Annotated in this window: 17 protein-coding genes and 1 tRNA gene; 8 read left to right on the top strand and 10 right to left on the bottom strand. The window is 36.4% G+C overall.

What is annotated here, in order from left to right:
• Positions 1 to 59: 59 nt before the first annotated feature.
• The 3 genes from SKM54_RS10125 to tpiA form a co-directional block, all read right to left on the bottom strand.
• Positions 60 to 144 (bottom strand) — tRNA-Leu (locus tag SKM54_RS10125).
• A gap of 53 nt (positions 145 to 197) precedes the next feature.
• Entirely contained in the window at positions 198 to 527 is a 330-nt protein-coding gene (gene secG, locus SKM54_RS10120) for a preprotein translocase subunit SecG (RefSeq protein ID WP_321087857.1), read from the bottom strand.
• 13 nt (positions 528 to 540) lie between these two features.
• Complete coding sequence (tpiA, locus tag SKM54_RS10115; RefSeq protein WP_321087856.1) at positions 541 to 1,332, bottom strand: triose-phosphate isomerase; 792 nt, start codon at positions 1,330 to 1,332, stop codon at positions 541 to 543.
• Positions 1,333 to 1,610: 278 nt separating this feature from the next.
• Between tpiA and pilB the strand changes: the two genes are divergently transcribed.
• The 4 genes from pilB to coaE are packed head-to-tail and all read left to right on the top strand — an operon-like array spanning position 1,611 to position 6,053.
• Positions 1,611 to 3,323, top strand: a complete 1,713-nt coding sequence (gene pilB, locus SKM54_RS10110; RefSeq protein ID WP_311918164.1) for a type IV-A pilus assembly ATPase PilB — start codon at positions 1,611 to 1,613, stop codon at positions 3,321 to 3,323.
• Positions 3,324 to 3,352: 29 nt separating this feature from the next.
• Positions 3,353 to 4,579 (top strand): type II secretion system F family protein, encoded by a 1,227-nt coding sequence (locus SKM54_RS10105; RefSeq protein WP_154772007.1) that lies wholly within the window; start codon positions 3,353 to 3,355, stop codon positions 4,577 to 4,579.
• On the top strand, positions 4,579 to 5,445 hold the full coding sequence (locus tag SKM54_RS10100; RefSeq protein ID WP_282441558.1) for a prepilin peptidase: 867 nt from the start codon (positions 4,579 to 4,581) through the stop codon (positions 5,443 to 5,445). The genes SKM54_RS10105 and SKM54_RS10100 overlap by 1 nt, the downstream gene beginning before the upstream one ends.
• Positions 5,446 to 5,447: 2 nt before the next feature.
• Complete coding sequence (coaE, locus tag SKM54_RS10095) at positions 5,448 to 6,053, top strand: dephospho-CoA kinase (protein WP_248103370.1); 606 nt, start codon at positions 5,448 to 5,450, stop codon at positions 6,051 to 6,053.
• Here the strand turns inward: coaE and SKM54_RS10090 are convergent.
• The 3 genes from SKM54_RS10090 to ppnP form a co-directional block, all read right to left on the bottom strand.
• Complete coding sequence (locus SKM54_RS10090; RefSeq protein ID WP_321092059.1) at positions 6,050 to 6,970, bottom strand: DMT family transporter; 921 nt, start codon at positions 6,968 to 6,970, stop codon at positions 6,050 to 6,052. The genes coaE and SKM54_RS10090 overlap by 4 nt on opposite strands.
• 19 nt (positions 6,971 to 6,989) lie before the next feature.
• Positions 6,990 to 7,739, bottom strand: coding sequence for a 23S rRNA (guanosine(2251)-2'-O)-methyltransferase RlmB (rlmB, locus tag SKM54_RS10085; RefSeq protein WP_321092057.1), 750 nt, complete (start codon positions 7,737 to 7,739; stop codon positions 6,990 to 6,992).
• 132 nt (positions 7,740 to 7,871) lie between these two features.
• A complete protein-coding gene (ppnP, locus tag SKM54_RS10080) occupies positions 7,872 to 8,195 on the bottom strand; it encodes a pyrimidine/purine nucleoside phosphorylase (protein WP_154772002.1) in 324 nt (107 codons plus the stop codon).
• Positions 8,196 to 8,725: 530 nt separating this feature from the next.
• Here ppnP and recN point away from each other — a divergent pair.
• From recN to ruvX, 3 genes are all read left to right on the top strand, one after another.
• On the top strand, positions 8,726 to 10,387 hold the full coding sequence (recN, locus tag SKM54_RS10075; RefSeq protein WP_321092054.1) for a DNA repair protein RecN: 1,662 nt from the start codon (positions 8,726 to 8,728) through the stop codon (positions 10,385 to 10,387).
• Between the two features lie 101 nt (positions 10,388 to 10,488).
• Positions 10,489 to 11,043 carry a YqgE/AlgH family protein gene (locus tag SKM54_RS10070; RefSeq protein ID WP_171501198.1) on the top strand — a complete coding sequence of 185 codons (555 nt, stop codon included), beginning with the start codon at positions 10,489 to 10,491 and terminating at the stop codon, positions 11,041 to 11,043.
• Complete coding sequence (ruvX, locus tag SKM54_RS10065; RefSeq protein WP_321087852.1) at positions 11,036 to 11,479, top strand: Holliday junction resolvase RuvX; 444 nt, start codon at positions 11,036 to 11,038, stop codon at positions 11,477 to 11,479. Before SKM54_RS10070 ends, ruvX begins: the two co-directional genes overlap by 8 nt.
• Before the next feature lie 69 nt (positions 11,480 to 11,548).
• On the opposite strand, the gene SKM54_RS10060 is transcribed toward ruvX, so the two are convergent.
• The 3 genes from SKM54_RS10060 to SKM54_RS10050 are packed head-to-tail and all read right to left on the bottom strand — an operon-like array spanning position 11,549 to position 14,885.
• Positions 11,549 to 12,556, bottom strand: coding sequence for an HlyD family secretion protein (locus SKM54_RS10060; protein WP_321095275.1), 1,008 nt, complete (start codon positions 12,554 to 12,556; stop codon positions 11,549 to 11,551).
• Positions 12,557 to 12,594: 38 nt separating this feature from the next.
• Positions 12,595 to 12,801: a DUF1656 domain-containing protein gene (locus tag SKM54_RS10055; protein WP_321095274.1), complete on the bottom strand. Its 207-nt coding sequence runs from the start codon at positions 12,799 to 12,801 to the stop codon at positions 12,595 to 12,597.
• Positions 12,802 to 12,803: 2 nt separating this feature from the next.
• Entirely contained in the window at positions 12,804 to 14,885 is a 2,082-nt protein-coding gene (locus SKM54_RS10050) for an FUSC family protein (protein ID WP_321095273.1), read from the bottom strand.
• A gap of 453 nt (positions 14,886 to 15,338) precedes the next feature.
• Between SKM54_RS10050 and SKM54_RS10045 the strand changes: the two genes are divergently transcribed.
• A complete protein-coding gene (locus SKM54_RS10045; RefSeq protein WP_321087851.1) occupies positions 15,339 to 16,118 on the top strand; it encodes an IclR family transcriptional regulator in 780 nt (259 codons plus the stop codon).
• A gap of 46 nt (positions 16,119 to 16,164) precedes the next feature.
• Here SKM54_RS10045 and SKM54_RS10040 read toward each other — a convergent pair whose 3' ends face one another.
• Complete coding sequence (locus SKM54_RS10040) at positions 16,165 to 16,797, bottom strand: alpha-ketoglutarate-dependent dioxygenase AlkB family protein (RefSeq protein WP_154772062.1); 633 nt, start codon at positions 16,795 to 16,797, stop codon at positions 16,165 to 16,167.
• Between the last annotated feature and the right edge of the window lie 36 nt (positions 16,798 to 16,833).

Here is a 16,833-nt window from a genome sequence, read left to right as displayed (position 1 = left end):
GCTCCATCCCGCATCAACAAATTTGCCGCTTAACACCAACTTAATTTCTGGATTAAAGTTGGTGCGGAAGGGGGGACTTGAACCCCCACGCCCGAAAGCACTACCACCTCAAGGTAGCGTGTCTACCAATTCCACCACCACCGCAGCAGAGTGGCATTCTAGTCGCATCAAACAGAAAAAGAAAGGCTTAAATAAGATTATTCGCCAGTTTTCGTTGTGTTTGGTGAACTTTCAGGCAATGTTGCTGGAACAGAGGTTGTTGTGTTTACTGTTTTTAGACTATAAGAGTCTGTTGTTTGTTTCTTCGCAAACACAGCCAGTGTAAGGCTTGTAACAAAAAACAATGCGGTTAAAACAGCAGTTAAACGAGTTAAAAAATTACCCGAACCAGATGCACCAAAAACTGTTGCTGCACCGCCACCGCCAAATGAAGCACCTGCATCTGCACCTTTACCATGTTGAACTAAAATCAAGCCAATCATTAAAATGGCTAAGATAATATGTACTACCAGCACAAATGTATGCATGCTGAACTCCTAATTATTTTGTATTTGCAAATGCTAGAGCAATTTTATGGAAAGACTCTGCATTTAATGATGCACCACCTACAAGCGCACCATTGATATCTGAACAGGCTGCTAACTCTACTGCATTTTCGGGTTTAACACTACCACCGTACAAGATCGCCATGCTTTTCCCATATGCCGTAATTTGGCTTAAACCTTCACGAATTTGTGCATGCATTGTTTGTGCATCGTCAGGAGAAGCTGTTTTTCCTGTACCAATTGCCCAAATAGGCTCGTAGGCAATAACAATATTGTGCCACTGTTCTGCTTCCACAACCGTTGCAATATCGCAAATTTGTTGTAACACGACTTGCTCAGCTTGACCACTTTCACGTTGTTCTAGGCTTTCACCCACACAATAAATAACTGTCAAACCTGCATTTAGAGCATTTTTAATTTTTTCATTAAGAATTTGAGCAGTTTCGCCAAAAATTTCACGACGTTCAGAATGCCCAACTAAAACATAGCCAATTTGACTATCTTTTAATAATTCAGCACTTACCTCACCTGTATAAGCACCTGTTCCTGCAATACGAGAAACATCTTGTGCAACAGTGTAGATCTCACGGTTAGAATCACTTAAGACAGACTGTACTGTCGTTAGTGCTAAAGTCACAGGTGCAACACCAATATGACATTTAGCAGATTCAATTGGAGTAATATCCAATAAACCCTTGAAATTTTGAATAAGTTGCTGAGCATCGGCTTGCATTGGATTCATTTTCCAATTACCAACTACCCACGGCGTAATCGTTGAACCCGACATACAATAACCTACAAAAAAACTATTTTTAAACCGAGCACATTCTACACGTAAAAATTATTTGTGCTTAAAAATTTATATGACTTTTAATCTATGACTTTATAATTTAATTTTCACGCACCAACCTACCAACTTACAGTTTTAGTATTTTTTCATAAATAGCTCACACTTATATATAAGACTTACTAAAGGATATTCATTTTAGCTGTGGCATTTTTACGTAACAAAAGTATAATTTTAAAATACCAATTATAAACATTATTTTTGAAAGGACCTTGGGGATGTCAGTCATACAATCTACGCCGAAATTCACCGGTTTTATTCGACGCCTTGTTGAAGATGGGGTTGTTGATGCTACATCAATGCAAAATGCCATCATCAATGCAAAAAAAGCCAATCAAGATATCATTCCTTATTTGACCCAAAATTTAAAAGTTTCTTCACTCACCATTGCTGAGACTATTGCTTTAGAATTTGGTGAACCTATTTTCGACTTATCTGTATACAACACAGATATGCTCGCAAAAGATGCTGTTGATGAAAAACTTATAATAAAACATCGTGTTTTACCTATTTTTAACCGAGGTAATCTTCTATATGTGGCAACCAGTAATCCCACAAATATAGAAGCGATAGATGCCATTCGCTTTAACAGTAAAATGAATGTTGAATCTGTTATTGTCGAGTTTGATAAACTAGATAAACTTATTGAAAATTTATTTGCAGATACAGGGAACTTTGAGTTTAGTGATGATGAGTTCGATTTAGATGTTGAAGAAGTTGATCCTAATCAAGAAAATCAAAAAGATGAAGACCCAACAGGTGATGAATCTCCAATTGTAAAATATATCAATAAACTCTTAATTGATGCTATTCGTATGGGCGCGTCAGATTTACACTTTGAACCCTATGAAAAATCTTATCGTGTTCGATACCGTGTAGATGGTGTATTACGTCAAATTGCAACTCCCCCACTACAGTTAGCAAACCGTTTAGCATCACGTTTAAAAGTAATGTCACAAATGGACATTTCAGAAAAGCGTGTTCCGCAAGATGGTCGTATTAAATTAAAAATCTCAAAAACAAAAGCTATCGACTTCCGTGTTAACTCACTCCCAACCTTATTTGGTGAGAAACTCGTACTTCGTATTTTAGATCCATCTAGTGCGATGTTGGGTATTGATGCTTTGGGTTATGAGCCTGATCAAAAAGAACTTTTCATGGATGCACTTGATAAACCTCAAGGCATGCTATTAATTACAGGTCCTACTGGTTCGGGTAAAACGGTATCTTTATATACAGGTTTGAATATTCTAAACCGTGAAGATACCAATATTTCAACAGCCGAAGATCCTGTCGAAATTAACTTAGAAGGTATTAACCAAGTTAACGTTAATAATAAAATTGGCTTAACCTTCTCTGCGGCACTTAAATCATTTCTTCGTCAAGATCCAGATATTGTTATGGTCGGGGAAATTCGTGACCTTGAAACAGCTGAAATTGCAATTAAAGCAGCACAAACAGGTCATATGGTAATGTCCACACTACATACAAACAGCGCACCTGAAACATTAACGCGCTTAAGAAATATGGGCGTTCAATCTTTCAATATTGCAACATCTGTTAACCTTGTTATTGCACAACGTTTAGCACGTCGTTTATGCTCCCACTGCAAAGCTCCTGCCGACATTCCAGAACAAAGCTTATTAGAACTAGGATTCACTACAGAAGACTTAGCTGATCCAGAAACTAAAATTTATCAACCTGTAGGCTGTTCTGAGTGTCGTGAAGGTTATAAAGGACGTGTAGGTATTTATGAGGTAATGAAAGTTACACCAGAAATTTCAAAAATTATTATGGAAGATGGTAATGCACTTCAAATTGCAGAAGCCTCTGAAAAAGCAGGTTTTAGAAACTTACGCCGTTCTGGTTTAATAAAAGTCATGCAAGGGGTAACTTCTTTACAAGAAGTAAATCGTGTGACGAGTGAGTAAATAAAGATTTAAAATAAGGATAACGACACATGGCTGTCAAAAAAGCACAGATGATGCCCACCTTCATATATGAAGGAGTTGACCGCAAAGGGGCTAAACTTAAAGGGGAAATTCCAGCTCGCAATATGGCTTTAGCTAAAGTCACCCTGCGAAAACAAGGAATTACGATTAAATCCATTCGAGAAAAGAAAAAGAATATTCTCGAAAGTGTCTTTAAAAAGAAAGTAACAACATTAGATATTACGATCTTCACTCGCCAACTTGCTACCATGATGAAAGCAGGTGTTCCTTTAGTTCAAAGTTTTGAAATTGTTGCTGAGGGCTTAGATAACCCTGCTATGCGCGAAGTCGTATTGGGTATTAAAGGTGAAGTTGAAGGTGGTAATACTTTTGCTGGCGCACTTAAAAAATATCCTCAATATTTTGATAAACTTTTTTGCTCACTTGTTGAATCGGGCGAACAATCTGGTGCGCTTGAAACCATGCTAGACCGTGTAGCTATATACAAAGAGAAAAGTGAGCTTTTAAAACAAAAAATTAAGAAAGCTATGAAGTATCCGCTCACAGTTGTAGTCGTTGCTTTTGTAGTTACCATTATTTTGATGGTTAAAGTTGTACCTGTTTTTGAAGAGCTATTTACATCTTTTGGTGCAGATTTACCTGCATTTACCAAAATGGTAGTAAACATGTCTGAATGGATGCAAAGCTATTGGTACATTTTAATTATTGGTATCGCTGCTACTGTAATTGGATTAACTGAGGCGAAAAAACGCAGTAAAAAATTCCGAGATCTTTTAGACAAAATGGCATTAAAAGCCCCAATTTTTGGTGATCTTGTTTATAAAGCAATTATTGCACGTTACAGCCGTACACTTGCAACAACCTTTGCCGCAGGTGTACCTCTGATTGATGCATTGGAATCGACAGCGGGTGCAACAAACAACGTTGTGTATGAAGAAGCTGTAATGAAAATTCGTGAAGATGTCTCAACAGGTCAACAACTTCAATTTGCCATGCGCGCAACTAACGTTTTCCCATCAATGGCAATACAAATGGTCGCTATTGGTGAAGAATCCGGTGCGCTCGATTCAATGTTAGAAAAAGTTGCAACACACTACGAAAATGAAGTTGATAATGCCGTAGATGGCTTAACAGCAATGATGGAGCCATTAATTATGGCTGTTCTTGGTGTACTAGTTGGTGGTCTTGTAATTGCCATGTACCTTCCAATTTTCCAAATGGGTTCTGTTGTTTAATGCACGAATTAATCTCTTATTTTATTTTAAATCCAACTGCACTTTATATTGCAGTTGGAGTTTTTAGTTTATGCATTGGTAGTTTTTTAAATGTTGTTATTTATAGAACGCCTAAAATGATGGAACAAGAATGGCGTACAGATTGCCAATTCTTATTACATCCTGAACAACCAATTATTGATGAATCAAAAATTACATTAAGTAAGCCTGATTCAACCTGCCCAAAATGCCAATCCCCTATTCGTTGGTATCAGAATATTCCTGTAATTAGTTGGCTTGCTTTAAAAGGAAAATGTGGGAGCTGCCAAAACCCAATTAGCATTCGCTACCCACTTATTGAAGTGTTAACTGCTGTTGCATCACTTATAGTTGTTGCAGTATTTGGCCCTACACTTCAAATGTTATTTGCTTTGGTATTTACCTGGGTTTTAATTACCCTCACATTTATTGATTTTGACACCCAACTTTTACCAGATCGATATACTCTTACCTTAGCTGCACTTGGCTTAGGTATAAACAGCTTTGCACTTTATACATCTCCCACTTCAGCAATTTGGGGCTATATCATTGGCTTCTTATGTCTTTGGATTGTGTACTACATCTTTAAATTAGTCACAGGCAAAGAAGGTATGGGTTATGGCGATTTTAAATTACTTGCAGCTTTAGGTGCGTGGATGGGACCAATGATGCTCCCACTCATCGTACTACTTTCATCGTTGGTTGGTGCTATTATTGGTATTATTCTAATGAAAGTTCGCAAGGAAAATCTTCCTTTTGCTTTTGGCCCTTATATTGCGATAGCAGGTTGGATTGCCTTTCTTTGGGGTGAAAAAATCATGCAATTATATTTAGGTCAGCTAGGTTAAATATGTCGTTCATTTTGGGTTTAGCAGGCGGTATTGGAAGTGGAAAATCGGCTGCAAGTCAGTGGTTTGAATCTCAAAATATTGTTGTGGTAGATGCAGATATTGTCGCTCGCGAAGTTGTAATGCCTGGACAGCCTACTTTAACTCAAATTCAGAAAACATTTGGAGATTGGGTTCTCCTTGATAATGGTGAACTCAATCGACGTGCTTTGCGTGAACATATTTTTAAAGAACCAACTGCACGTAAAGCCTTAGAAAGCATTACACATCCTGCTATTCGAAATAATATTATTCAGCAGTTAAATGCAGCACAAAGCCCTTATGTCGTTTTAGTTTCTCCACTTCTATTTGAAACGAATCAACATGAATTAACGAATCGTACGTTACTTATCGATGCTTCTGAAGAGCTACAAATTCAACGTGCATCACAGCGTGATGGGCAAAATATCGAACAAATTAAAAATATCATTCACGTGCAAATGCCACGTATTGAAAAACAAAAACGTGCCAATGATATTGTGCTAAATGATGGTCATTTAGATCATTTGTATAAACAATTGATTCCATTACATGAAAAATATTTAGCGCTATCAAAAAAGCAGTCTTAATTAGACTGCTTTTTTTGTTGCTCAAGTTGCTTTTGTAAACTGTCTTTTCGACCAAACCATCGCCAAGGTTGCAATGCACCAATTGCCATTCCAATTAGACCACATACAATTGCTAAACTTAACGGCTCTCCAAGTACAGGAACAGCAATAACCGCAGCAAGAAATGGCGCAAGTGTGACAATACTTCCAGTTTTAAATGCACCTAAGCGTTTAATCGCTTCAACATAAGTAATAGTTGCAATAATCACGACACAAATACCGTGAAATAAAGTTTGTAATACAAGATGTATTGGCTCAGGTTCAGATAAATGTTTAGGTAAGAACAGCAAATAAATAGGTAAATAAACAATTGCCGACCAAATTGCGACACCTGACATTGCGTGCCATGCAGATAATTTCCACTGTCTTAACAGTACAGAGAAAATACCCCACCACATTGCACTCAAAATAAAAAGGAAATCGCCAAAACCAAAGGCAATACCTGTTTCTCTATACATGAGAAAACTCATCGCACTAATAGAGGCAAGCATAATAATGACACTGAGCCATGTATGCTTATCGAAGGCATGCTTAAAGATTAAGAATCCTGCAAATGCTGTACATAAAGGAATAAAGCCATTTAAGAAGATTGCGGCATGTGCAGCAGGCACGTAATGAAATGCCGTATAAGCTGTTAAGCAATAACCAACCCCACCAATCATGGCAAGAATAAATGGCTCTTTTTTCCATAAAAAAGCGAGATCTTTCTTATAAATTAAGATAGGCACCAAAATCACAAAAGCTAAAGCGAAACGTAGCGCTGTAATATCCCACGCTTCAATTCCCCATTTCACATTTAGTCTAGATGTTAAAGTGAAACCACCCCAAATCACCATGGTGATCAGGACGTATAAATAGCCTTGTGTTCTTGGTGTCATTTACGCTCAGCTTTAAAAATTAAACATTACGTTGACGGCAAGCTTCATACAAAGCCATACCTGTTGCAACGCTTACGTTTAAGCTCTGCAAGTTTCCTGCCATAGGAATATAAACGGTTTGATCACATTGAGACTGCGTAATTGGGCGCAATCCTGTATCTTCTGCACCCATCACAATACAAATGCCCGTACCTGTGAAATCAAATTGCTGAACAGGTAATGCTTTTTCATCAAGCATTGTGCCTACTACACGCACATTAAAGTCATCTTTCATTTGACCTAAAGTACGCGCCAAATTAGTCACTTGAATGAACTTCACTTTATCTGCACCACCCGCAGCTACTTTACGCGCTGTTGGAGTTAATGTTGCAGAACGATCACGTGGAGCAATCACTGCTTCAACGCCCATTGCAGCCGCAGTACGAATACATGCACCAAGATTATGCGGATCTGTAATATGATCAAGCGCAAGTAAAAGTACTTGTGGCTTTTCATTTAAAAGCACTTCAAGATCTTTTTCATTTAAAGTTGGATGAGCACGAACAGCAGCAACAACACCTTGATGGAATGGCTGACCTGCTAGTTTTTCCAATTTATCTCGGCTTGCTTGCTGAACGCTAATACCAAAAGGCTCTGCCAACTCAAGAACGCGTTTTAAACGCTGATCATCACGCCCTTTTAAAGCGAATAAAGTTAAAACTCGCTCTGGCTCAAGCTCCAACAATGACTCCACCGAGTGAACGCCATAAAAATATTCAGTTTTTGCCATGAACGACCTCTAACATTTGACTGACAATACAAAAAGAAAAATCCTGCAAAGCAGACTTTACAGGATTTATGCTGAAGCAATAGTTTAACCGATTTAGGTTGAAATTTCTTTGCTTGATTCTTGATTTAGTAATTAACCACCTAAGTGGCAAACATAATCTACAACTTCATCTGCTTCAATTTTGAAACGGCTGTTGCCAGGCACGTAAAATGATTGTCCTGCACGGAACAATTCACTTTCTTCGCTGTCTGCAATACGTACACGACATTCGCCTGAAACAATTTCCATACGCTCAGGAACATGAGTTTCAAAAGTTAATTCTTGCTTACTTGGTAAAAGCACGCCCAAAGTTTTTTTCGTGCCATCTTCAAATTGAACTGTATGACTTACGCACAGACCATCGAAGTAGACATTAGATTTTTTTACCACCGATACATGATCAAACTGAGCTGACATGCGTATTCTCCAAGTAACGCGTTTTATATTTTGAATTGATTCGTTTAACACGAACCAATCAATCTCTTTTAGGTAAACTAACACGCTTCAAACTTAAGCATAAATTATGCTTTTGTCTTTGCTTGCCCACCCCAATTTCATGAAATTTTAAAGCAACTATACAATAAGTACAAATCACTTTTTTAACAATCCCCACCAAAGTTTAAAACATATTTTTAGTGAAAATTTGAATGACAATCATGTTTAAATTTATGTTCTTTGAATGAGTTAAACGCTAAGACTTTAAAATTGATAAAACGGTTAAATTGCCAATATTTTTACAAAGAGATATTTAAAAGTGATGAAAAAAATAAGATTTAAACTCACTTTATAGCGTATATTTAAAAGGTAATCTCTTATTTTTAAAGGTCTGTTTTAATTCTAAGAAGTATTATTTTTAGCACTATTTTAAGATAGAATTAATAGGGTCTTGTGACAAAAACAAAATTTGACGACCTTTAACTCAAACTTTCCGCAGCTTGGATGCGTTTATGCTGACACATTTAACTCTGATTAATTTTGCCTTAGCCGAACACTTAGCCATTGATATTGAAGAAGGTTTCAACGTCTTAACAGGTGAAACAGGCGCAGGTAAATCTTTATTGCTTGATGCACTTTCGGCATGTCTTGGCGAAAGAACAGATACCAACTATGTGCGTTATGGTGCTGAAAAAGCAGATGTAACCGCAACATTCAGCTATAAAGATGGCAGCGCAGAAGCACTTTGGTTAAAAGAACAAGAACTAGATGATGAGTCAGGCGAAATTCACTTACGTCGCGTAATTTTTGCAACAGGTCGTAGTAAAGCATGGATTAATGGCAGACCAAGCAGTTTGTCTGAATTAAAAGAAATTGGACGATTATTGGTTCAACTTTATAGCCAACACAGCCAACAACAACTTTTAGAACCGCCTTATCCTAAACATTGGTTAGATCGTTATAGTAATTTTCATGCCCCTGCTCAAGCTGTTCGAGATGCTTATAGCAAATGGCAAAAAGATATTCGTCAACATCAAGCAGCATTAGACGCTCAAGCGACACGTAAACAACGTATTGATACGCTTAATCTTCAACTTGAAGAGCTTGAAGAAGTTGTTCAAGTGGACTATAGCGAAATTGAACAAGAGTTTGACCGCTTAAGCCATCACGAACATATCATGCAAGATTGCGGTTACGGTTTAACGGCTTTAGATGATGCTGAACAAAATATTAATCAAGAAGTTGCTTCTATTTTAAGACGCTTAGAATCACATTCTGGGCGTAGTGAAAAACTATCTGAAATTTATACATCTTTAGTCAATGCGCAAAGTGAATTAGATGATGCAACGTCTAATTTACGTCATTTCATCGACAAGCAAAGTTTCGACCCTGAACGCATGGAAGAGTTAAACTCTAAATTGGAAGTTTTCCATCGTTTAGCGCGTAAATATAGAACGCAACCTGAAACACTGAAAGAAGAATATGAAGCTTGGCAAACTGAATTAGAACAGCTTCATCAGCTTGAAGATCCTGAAACTTTAGCTGAACAAGTTGAGGCATCACATCAAGACTTCTTAGGAAAAGCACAGCATTTAGATGATATTCGTCGTGAAGCCTCACTTCCTTTAGCAAAACATTTAACAGAACAAGTCAAACAACTTGCACTTCCTGAAGCTCATTTTGAGTTTAAGTTTGAACCTTTAGAACAAGCATCAAGTGAAGGTTTAAGCTTCATTCAACTTCTATTTACAGCCAATAAAGGTATACCACCTCAACCTTTAGCTCGTGTTGCTTCTGGCGGTGAATTGTCGCGTATTGCCCTTGTTATGCAAGTTATGAATGCGGAAAAAACTGAATCTGAAGTTTTGGTATTCGATGAAATTGATGTTGGTATTAGCGGTGGTACAGCAGAAATAGTTGGACGTTTACTTGCAGGTTTGGCACAGCACGTTCAAATTTTATGTATTACGCATCAAGCGCAAGTTGCAGCACAATCAGATCAACATCTACTTGTGAAAAAACGCCAAACTGACCCAGCAAGCAGCACAATTTTAGACTTAGAAGAAGATGATCGCGTTTTAGAACTTGCTCGCATGACAGGTGGTATCGAAATTAACGAAACTACATTGCAACATGCAAAACAACTTCGTCAATTAAAGTTTCAACCTGCTTAAGTCGTTTGAAATAGATGAGAAATCATTTGTTGAAACATCAAAGCTCTTGTAACGTGTAAGTTAAATGACATTTGAACAATAAAATAAGGAGAGCAGCCTAGGTGCCGAAACAATATTTGATGCATCGTTGTCTTATTGCTCCACCAGATATGGATGATGAATTCTTTGCAAATACCGTCATCTATTTAGCTCGTCACGATAAAGATGGTGCTCAAGGAATTATCATCAACCGCCCATCAGGTCTTCAAATTAAAGAACTTTTAAATGATCTCGATATTGAAGCAGATCATGTAAATCCGCATGAAGTTTTACAAGGTGGTCCTTTACGCCCTGAAGCTGGCTTCGTTTTACATACAGGTCAACCAACTTGGCATTCTTCAATAGCGATTGGTGAAAATGTGTGTATTACCACCTCTAAAGATATTTTAGATGCAATTGCGCATAATGAAGGTGTTGGTCGTTACCAAGTTGCGTTAGGCTATGCAAGTTGGGACAAAAACCAATTAGAGCAAGAAATTGCACGTGGTGATTGGCTCATTTGCGATTCCGATATGGATTTAATTTTTAACTTACCTTATGACGACCGTTGGGATGCTGCCTATAAGAAAATGGGCGTAGACCGTACATGGTTATCTTCCGAGATTGGTCATGCCTGATTTATCTGCGCCACAAATGATTATGGCGTTCGACTTTGGTACTCAAAAAATGGGAATGGCCGTTGGTCAATCTCTGATTGAAAGTGCCAATCCCCTTGCTTTATTTCCAATGAAAGATGGCATTCCAAATTGGGATGAGCTTTTAAAAATTTTGAAACAGTATCAACCGACGTTATTTTTAGTCGGTCTACCTTTAAATATGGATGATACTGAATCTGAACTTTCAACGCGTGCGCGTAAATTTGCACGTCGTTTACGTCATCAAACAAACATTGAAACCTTAATGGTTGATGAGCGTTTAACAACTCGTGAAGCACGCGATGAACTGGATCATTACCAAGCGCAAGGTCGTGGCAAAAAACTGTCAGCAGATAGTATTGCAGCAGCTTTATTCATTGAAAGTTGGTATCGAAACCCTGAAGGTTTAACTCCTTAAATATTAATTTAGTTATAAAAAAGCATCCAAATTGGGATGCTTTTTATTGAAGTGTAGTAAAAAGGCTTTTTATTTTTTATCTTCTAAAATATGCACAGTGACTGTACGACCTGCCACAAATGCCAACTCATTTTTAGATATTTCATCTAAAACAATTTTTACAGGAACACGTTGTGCCAAACGCACCCAACTGAAAGTTGGATTTACATTTGCCAATAGGCCTGTGGTAGAAGTGCGTTCTCTATCTTCAATACCAGAAGCAATCCCTTGAACATGCCCTTTCAATTTATGTGAATCACCCATTAATTGAATAGAAGCTGGCGCACCCACAAAAATTTTATTCAGTTTTGTTTCTTCAAAATAGCCCACAACATACAACTGCTCACGATCAACCAATGCTGCAACAGCCTGACCTACTTTTACATAATTACCTTCTTTTAATTCAAAGTTAGATAATGTTCCATTAGCAGGTGCAACCACTTCAGAACGATCCAAATTTAATTGTGCTAAATGTAGATTACTTGTAGCAACCTCAATTAAAGCTTTTTGCTGCGCTATATTCGCTTTCGCTTGTTCAAGTGCCGCCTGCATTTGTGCATGCTCAGCATGTGATTGATCTTTCTGTGCAAATATTTGATCTTGCTCTTGTTTGGAAATTGCACCATTCATCAAATCAGAATATCGACTTGCATTTTTATCTGCCAAAAGAGTATTGGCTTGTGATTTCACTATATTTGCTTTTGCTTGTAATAACGCTGCTTCAGCAGCAGCCAAACTTGCCTTTGCTTTTGCAAGATCAGATTTAGCTTGCTCTACATCAAGTGTTTGACGTGCAACATCAATTTTAAATAACACCTGTCCTTTTCTAACAGTTTGATTGTCTTGTACTAAAACTTCTGTAATAAGACCTGAAACATCTGAAGACACTTGAATTACATCTCCACGAATACGCCCATCACGGGTCCACGGCTCTGCATTGTAATAATTCCAAATATGCATCATTGCCAATACTGCGAGAATTACAACAATTAAAAAACCAAGTGGTCTTATGATTTTACGCAAATTTAAAGATGTCATTTTTCACTTTACCTCGCTCACTTCAATTAATTGTGCGTTTAAACAGAACACACGATAAAACCCCAATGAATTAGCCATAGCAAAATGACATAAAGACATAAGTAAAAAATGCTTGGTAACGGTATCCATCCTTTTTCAATTAAAGGATCTGTACCTAACATCACCAAGCGTAACAATCCATAAGCAAACACACTTTGAATAAGAAGTGTGGGCACATAAACACCATATATATTGAGTTCACCCATTTTTACGCTCCTACCAAATGTGCTTGTGTAGTTTCATCAAAGGATGCATGACATAAACTACTTTGAATATTATTGAGTGAAATTTTTATACGCTGTGAAATATCTACATCTTCTAATTCAGTAGCTTGTTGTTTTATGTTTTGAATAGTTTTAAGTAAATTGTTTCGAAATTTATTTTCTGTTTGATGTAATTCTTTAAAGAGGAAATAGTCATCTAAATCTGATTGTAATCGCGTCAAACTTTGGAAAATTTCAAGCCGAGTATCCATTTTATTCATAAGCTCTTGAATACGAGTTAGGTCAATTACTGCACTCGATTCAATAAGTGCAAAATTAATATCTTGTTTTAGTGCATCTGACTGAACGACTTTTGTATTCAAAATACCTATTCTGTCCAACATGCCACGCAAATGAATTCTAAAACTCACCCCATACGGAATATATAGAGCTTGCCGAATGGCTTTGTAATGCAGAGCTAAAATACGTTTTGCCGTAATATCGGGTGACATTGCACGAACCAAATGAATCACATAAACCGAAATAATTGGACCAATAACTGTTGCTATAGAAGCATCAAAAAATGAAATTTGATCTAGAGTGTAATGATTATGAAGGTTTAGCCCCATGATGGTTCCCATTAAAACTGGCAGAGCCAAACCCATTAATGGCGGATGAGGAAACATCATTAAGCAATAAATAATAAACGGTGCTAGTGCTAAGCATAATTGCCAAAATTCAGTAATACTTGGAAAAATGCCATAGGCATAAATAAAAACAAGAATTCCTGCATATATATTTCCACGTATAAACACCTTCAATGCAGGAACTGGGTTATCCATAAAAGTTAAAATACATGCACTTATTGCAGCCATTTCAGCAAGCATAAATCCTGCTTTCCAACCACTCACAATCCAAAATGTAGTTGCAATAATCACAATTAAAAATGCGGAAACTCCACCTCGAAGTGCCACACCATGATCACGATGTAAACTAGGATAACTTGTAGTTAAAGGTGCAACACTTTGAGGTAATACAGCATTTCCTCTTTGAATACGTTTCCAAATTAATTTAATAGCACGGACATTTTGAATAAAATGGCGAACATCCATTTTTAAACTTAAAAGAATAATTTGCTGTTTAGATGTTGCGATTGCAGACATTTCTGAAAAATCTTGTTCAAAACTATTAGGTAAAGCATTTATTTGTGCTTCAGAGATATCTACGTCTTGCTCTAAAAACTGAATAATATGTTTATTTGCTACTTTTAATTTTTCCCGATATTTCAAATCAATTTGATCTAACTGCTTAATTCGTTCCGCCATTGCAACCAAATTTGTTACAAGCATGCTGAGCTGATGTAGCATTTCCTGTAAAGGTTTTGTCATTCCTTTTAAAGTAGACTTTTCATAACTAAGATGTACCGCCATCACATGAATATCAGCAATATCTCGTGCAATATTGCTCAATACAGCGCTATAGTTTTCTAATTCTTTTTCATCTATTAATATTTTTTCAAATAATATTTTCGTATCTTGAAGTGCTTTGGTCACACGTACTTTTACCGCAGGACCAATATGCATTGGAAAAATAGTCGTTGTCACAATAGCACTACACACTACGCCCACGGTAATTTCTAAAAAGCGCCCAACAGCCATATCAAATACAGAACTGTTATCAATACTATAAATAATGTTAAAGCAAATAATGACTGTGGTATAACCCGCCAACATACACACATAGCTTCGTGGTGTTCGATCTAACAATGAAATATAAAGGCAAAAACCAACCCAAAATGCTAAAAACAATGTAAATATTAACGGCGTATTAATAAGCAATGGTGTAACTACAACAGAAACGACAACACCCAATAACGTTCCAAATATTCGGTAAATGCTTTTTGAAGATGTCATTCCAGAATATGGATTAGCAATAACAAATACCGTTCCAATAGCCCAAATTGGATAGGCTAAATCTAAAGAAAATGCCACATATAGTGAAAGCATACCTGCCAAAAACGTTTTAATCGCAAAAATCCAATCCATTTTATTTGGACGAAATGCAAGTAATTGTTTAGTCAGCAACATATTTTTTTTCTCTAAATATTATGACAATGCTTCTTTTAAGGTCACTTCAGCGCGCCATATATAAAAATATATAGCGTCAAATCATCTTTACAACTGCAAAGACCTTAAAGATTATTCGAAGAAAAGAAGCAGCTAAATCACATCAGTAAATACAACTAAAGCTAAAATTACTTTATAACCCTACAAAATAATAAATGGTTGTTTATGCGCGATTAGATATTTTCAAAGCAATTTTTTCAAATTTCTACAAATATGTCAATACATAATATCTTATAGTGATAATTTATAACGTTTTATTTGTTTTTTCCTGCTCTTTTATTTATTTTTTCTTATTTTCGAATATCTAAAAATAGTTTTAAAAGACACTTATGCGAATTAATGTTCGATCTTTATATTTTTGATATATAGTAACTCTTGTTCAGATGTTCTCTAATTTCAACTAAGTAGGTAACTATGGCAATTTCCAGTTTCGGTAAAATTCTCACAGTTTTAGATCTTTTTTCATTATCTCGCCCAATTATTAATGTCGATATTATTAGTGAGGAGCTTGGTTTATCTAAACCAACAAGTTACCGCTACTTAAAAGAACTCGTATCAGCTGAATTATTACAAAGAATTAGTGGTACATCTGGCGACTACACGCTTGGTTCAAAAATTGCCGTACTCGATTATATTTCTCGCACAACAGATCCTTTAGTACAAATTAGCATCCCTTTTATGCGCGAAATTGTAGAACGTACTGAATTTTCCTGCTTACTCACACACTTAAATTATGATTCTTGTATAGACCTTCATGATGAAGTTTATAAAAATGCATCGTTACTTTCATATGGTCGTGGTTGCCCTCGCCCAGTTTTTGTCAGTTCATCTGCAAAAATTATGATTGCGCATTTACCAAAGCAAGGAATTTTAGATTATTACCAACGCTTTTCTAAGCAACTTGCCGAAGTCGATTTCGCGCACAGTGCAGATGATTTCTTAATGAAAATGAAAAAAATTAAGAAACAAGGATATTATTTTTCAAATGGCGAGCTCGATCCAAATATTGCTGCTGTTTCTGTTCCTATTAAGTTTTCAACAAAAGAAGCACCATTAGCATTAACACTTTTGGCTTCTAAAAATCGCTTTGAATTTGTGAACTTGCAAAAACTCATTACAATTTTGCAGGAAAATGCAGAGTTAATTGAGAAAAAAGTTGCTAGCTCTATGAACATCTCAGAAACTCTAAGCTAGAACCAATGACATATAAATGCAAAAGCCCACGTTTATGTGGGCTTTTTTATGCTTCTGAATTTGGATAAAAATATCGAAATGTTAAATTTACTCTAGGTTCTAAAATTCTGGTCGATTTCATTAAAGCATGCTTCCAATATTTTTGGGTTTGCCCACGCATAACAATAAGTTGTCCACTTTGTAGCAACATATCAACTTTATGATCTTTAAATTTATGCTTAAAACTAAACTTACGCGTAGCGCCAAAACTCAAAGAAGCAATAACTGTTTCCTCGCCTGTTTTCGGTGACAACGCTAATTCATTATCGCTGTGCCATCCCATGCCTTGTGTTCCATTTTCATATAAGTTTGCCAAGCACGAATTAAAAGAGTGTCCAACTAATTGCTCAATATATTGCTTCAAACGAAATAATCCTGCATTCCACACAAAAGCTTCTTTTAAAGTACCTGAATATTGATATTGAAAATGTTCATCGCCATACCAAGCAATTTTTCGATCTGTTTTAAAGTACTTTCCATGTAAATGAACTTCGTCATTTTTCCATGCTAAATGCTGTAGAAAATATTGTAGATATTTCTCGCTTTGTTCTGTATTTAAAATCAAACCAAAATCTTTCACCACGCCATCGCAAGGTAAAATATTTTCTTTATAGTCGGGTTCAAATAGTTCAAAGTTCATTTCTAAATTATTTTCTAGGCTTTCAATTGAGCTTAA

Source organism: Acinetobacter faecalis (assembly GCF_034187745.1).
Classification (GTDB): Bacteria; Pseudomonadota; Gammaproteobacteria; order Pseudomonadales; family Moraxellaceae; genus Acinetobacter; species Acinetobacter faecalis.
This window is presented reverse-complemented; position numbering and strand designations above follow the sequence as displayed.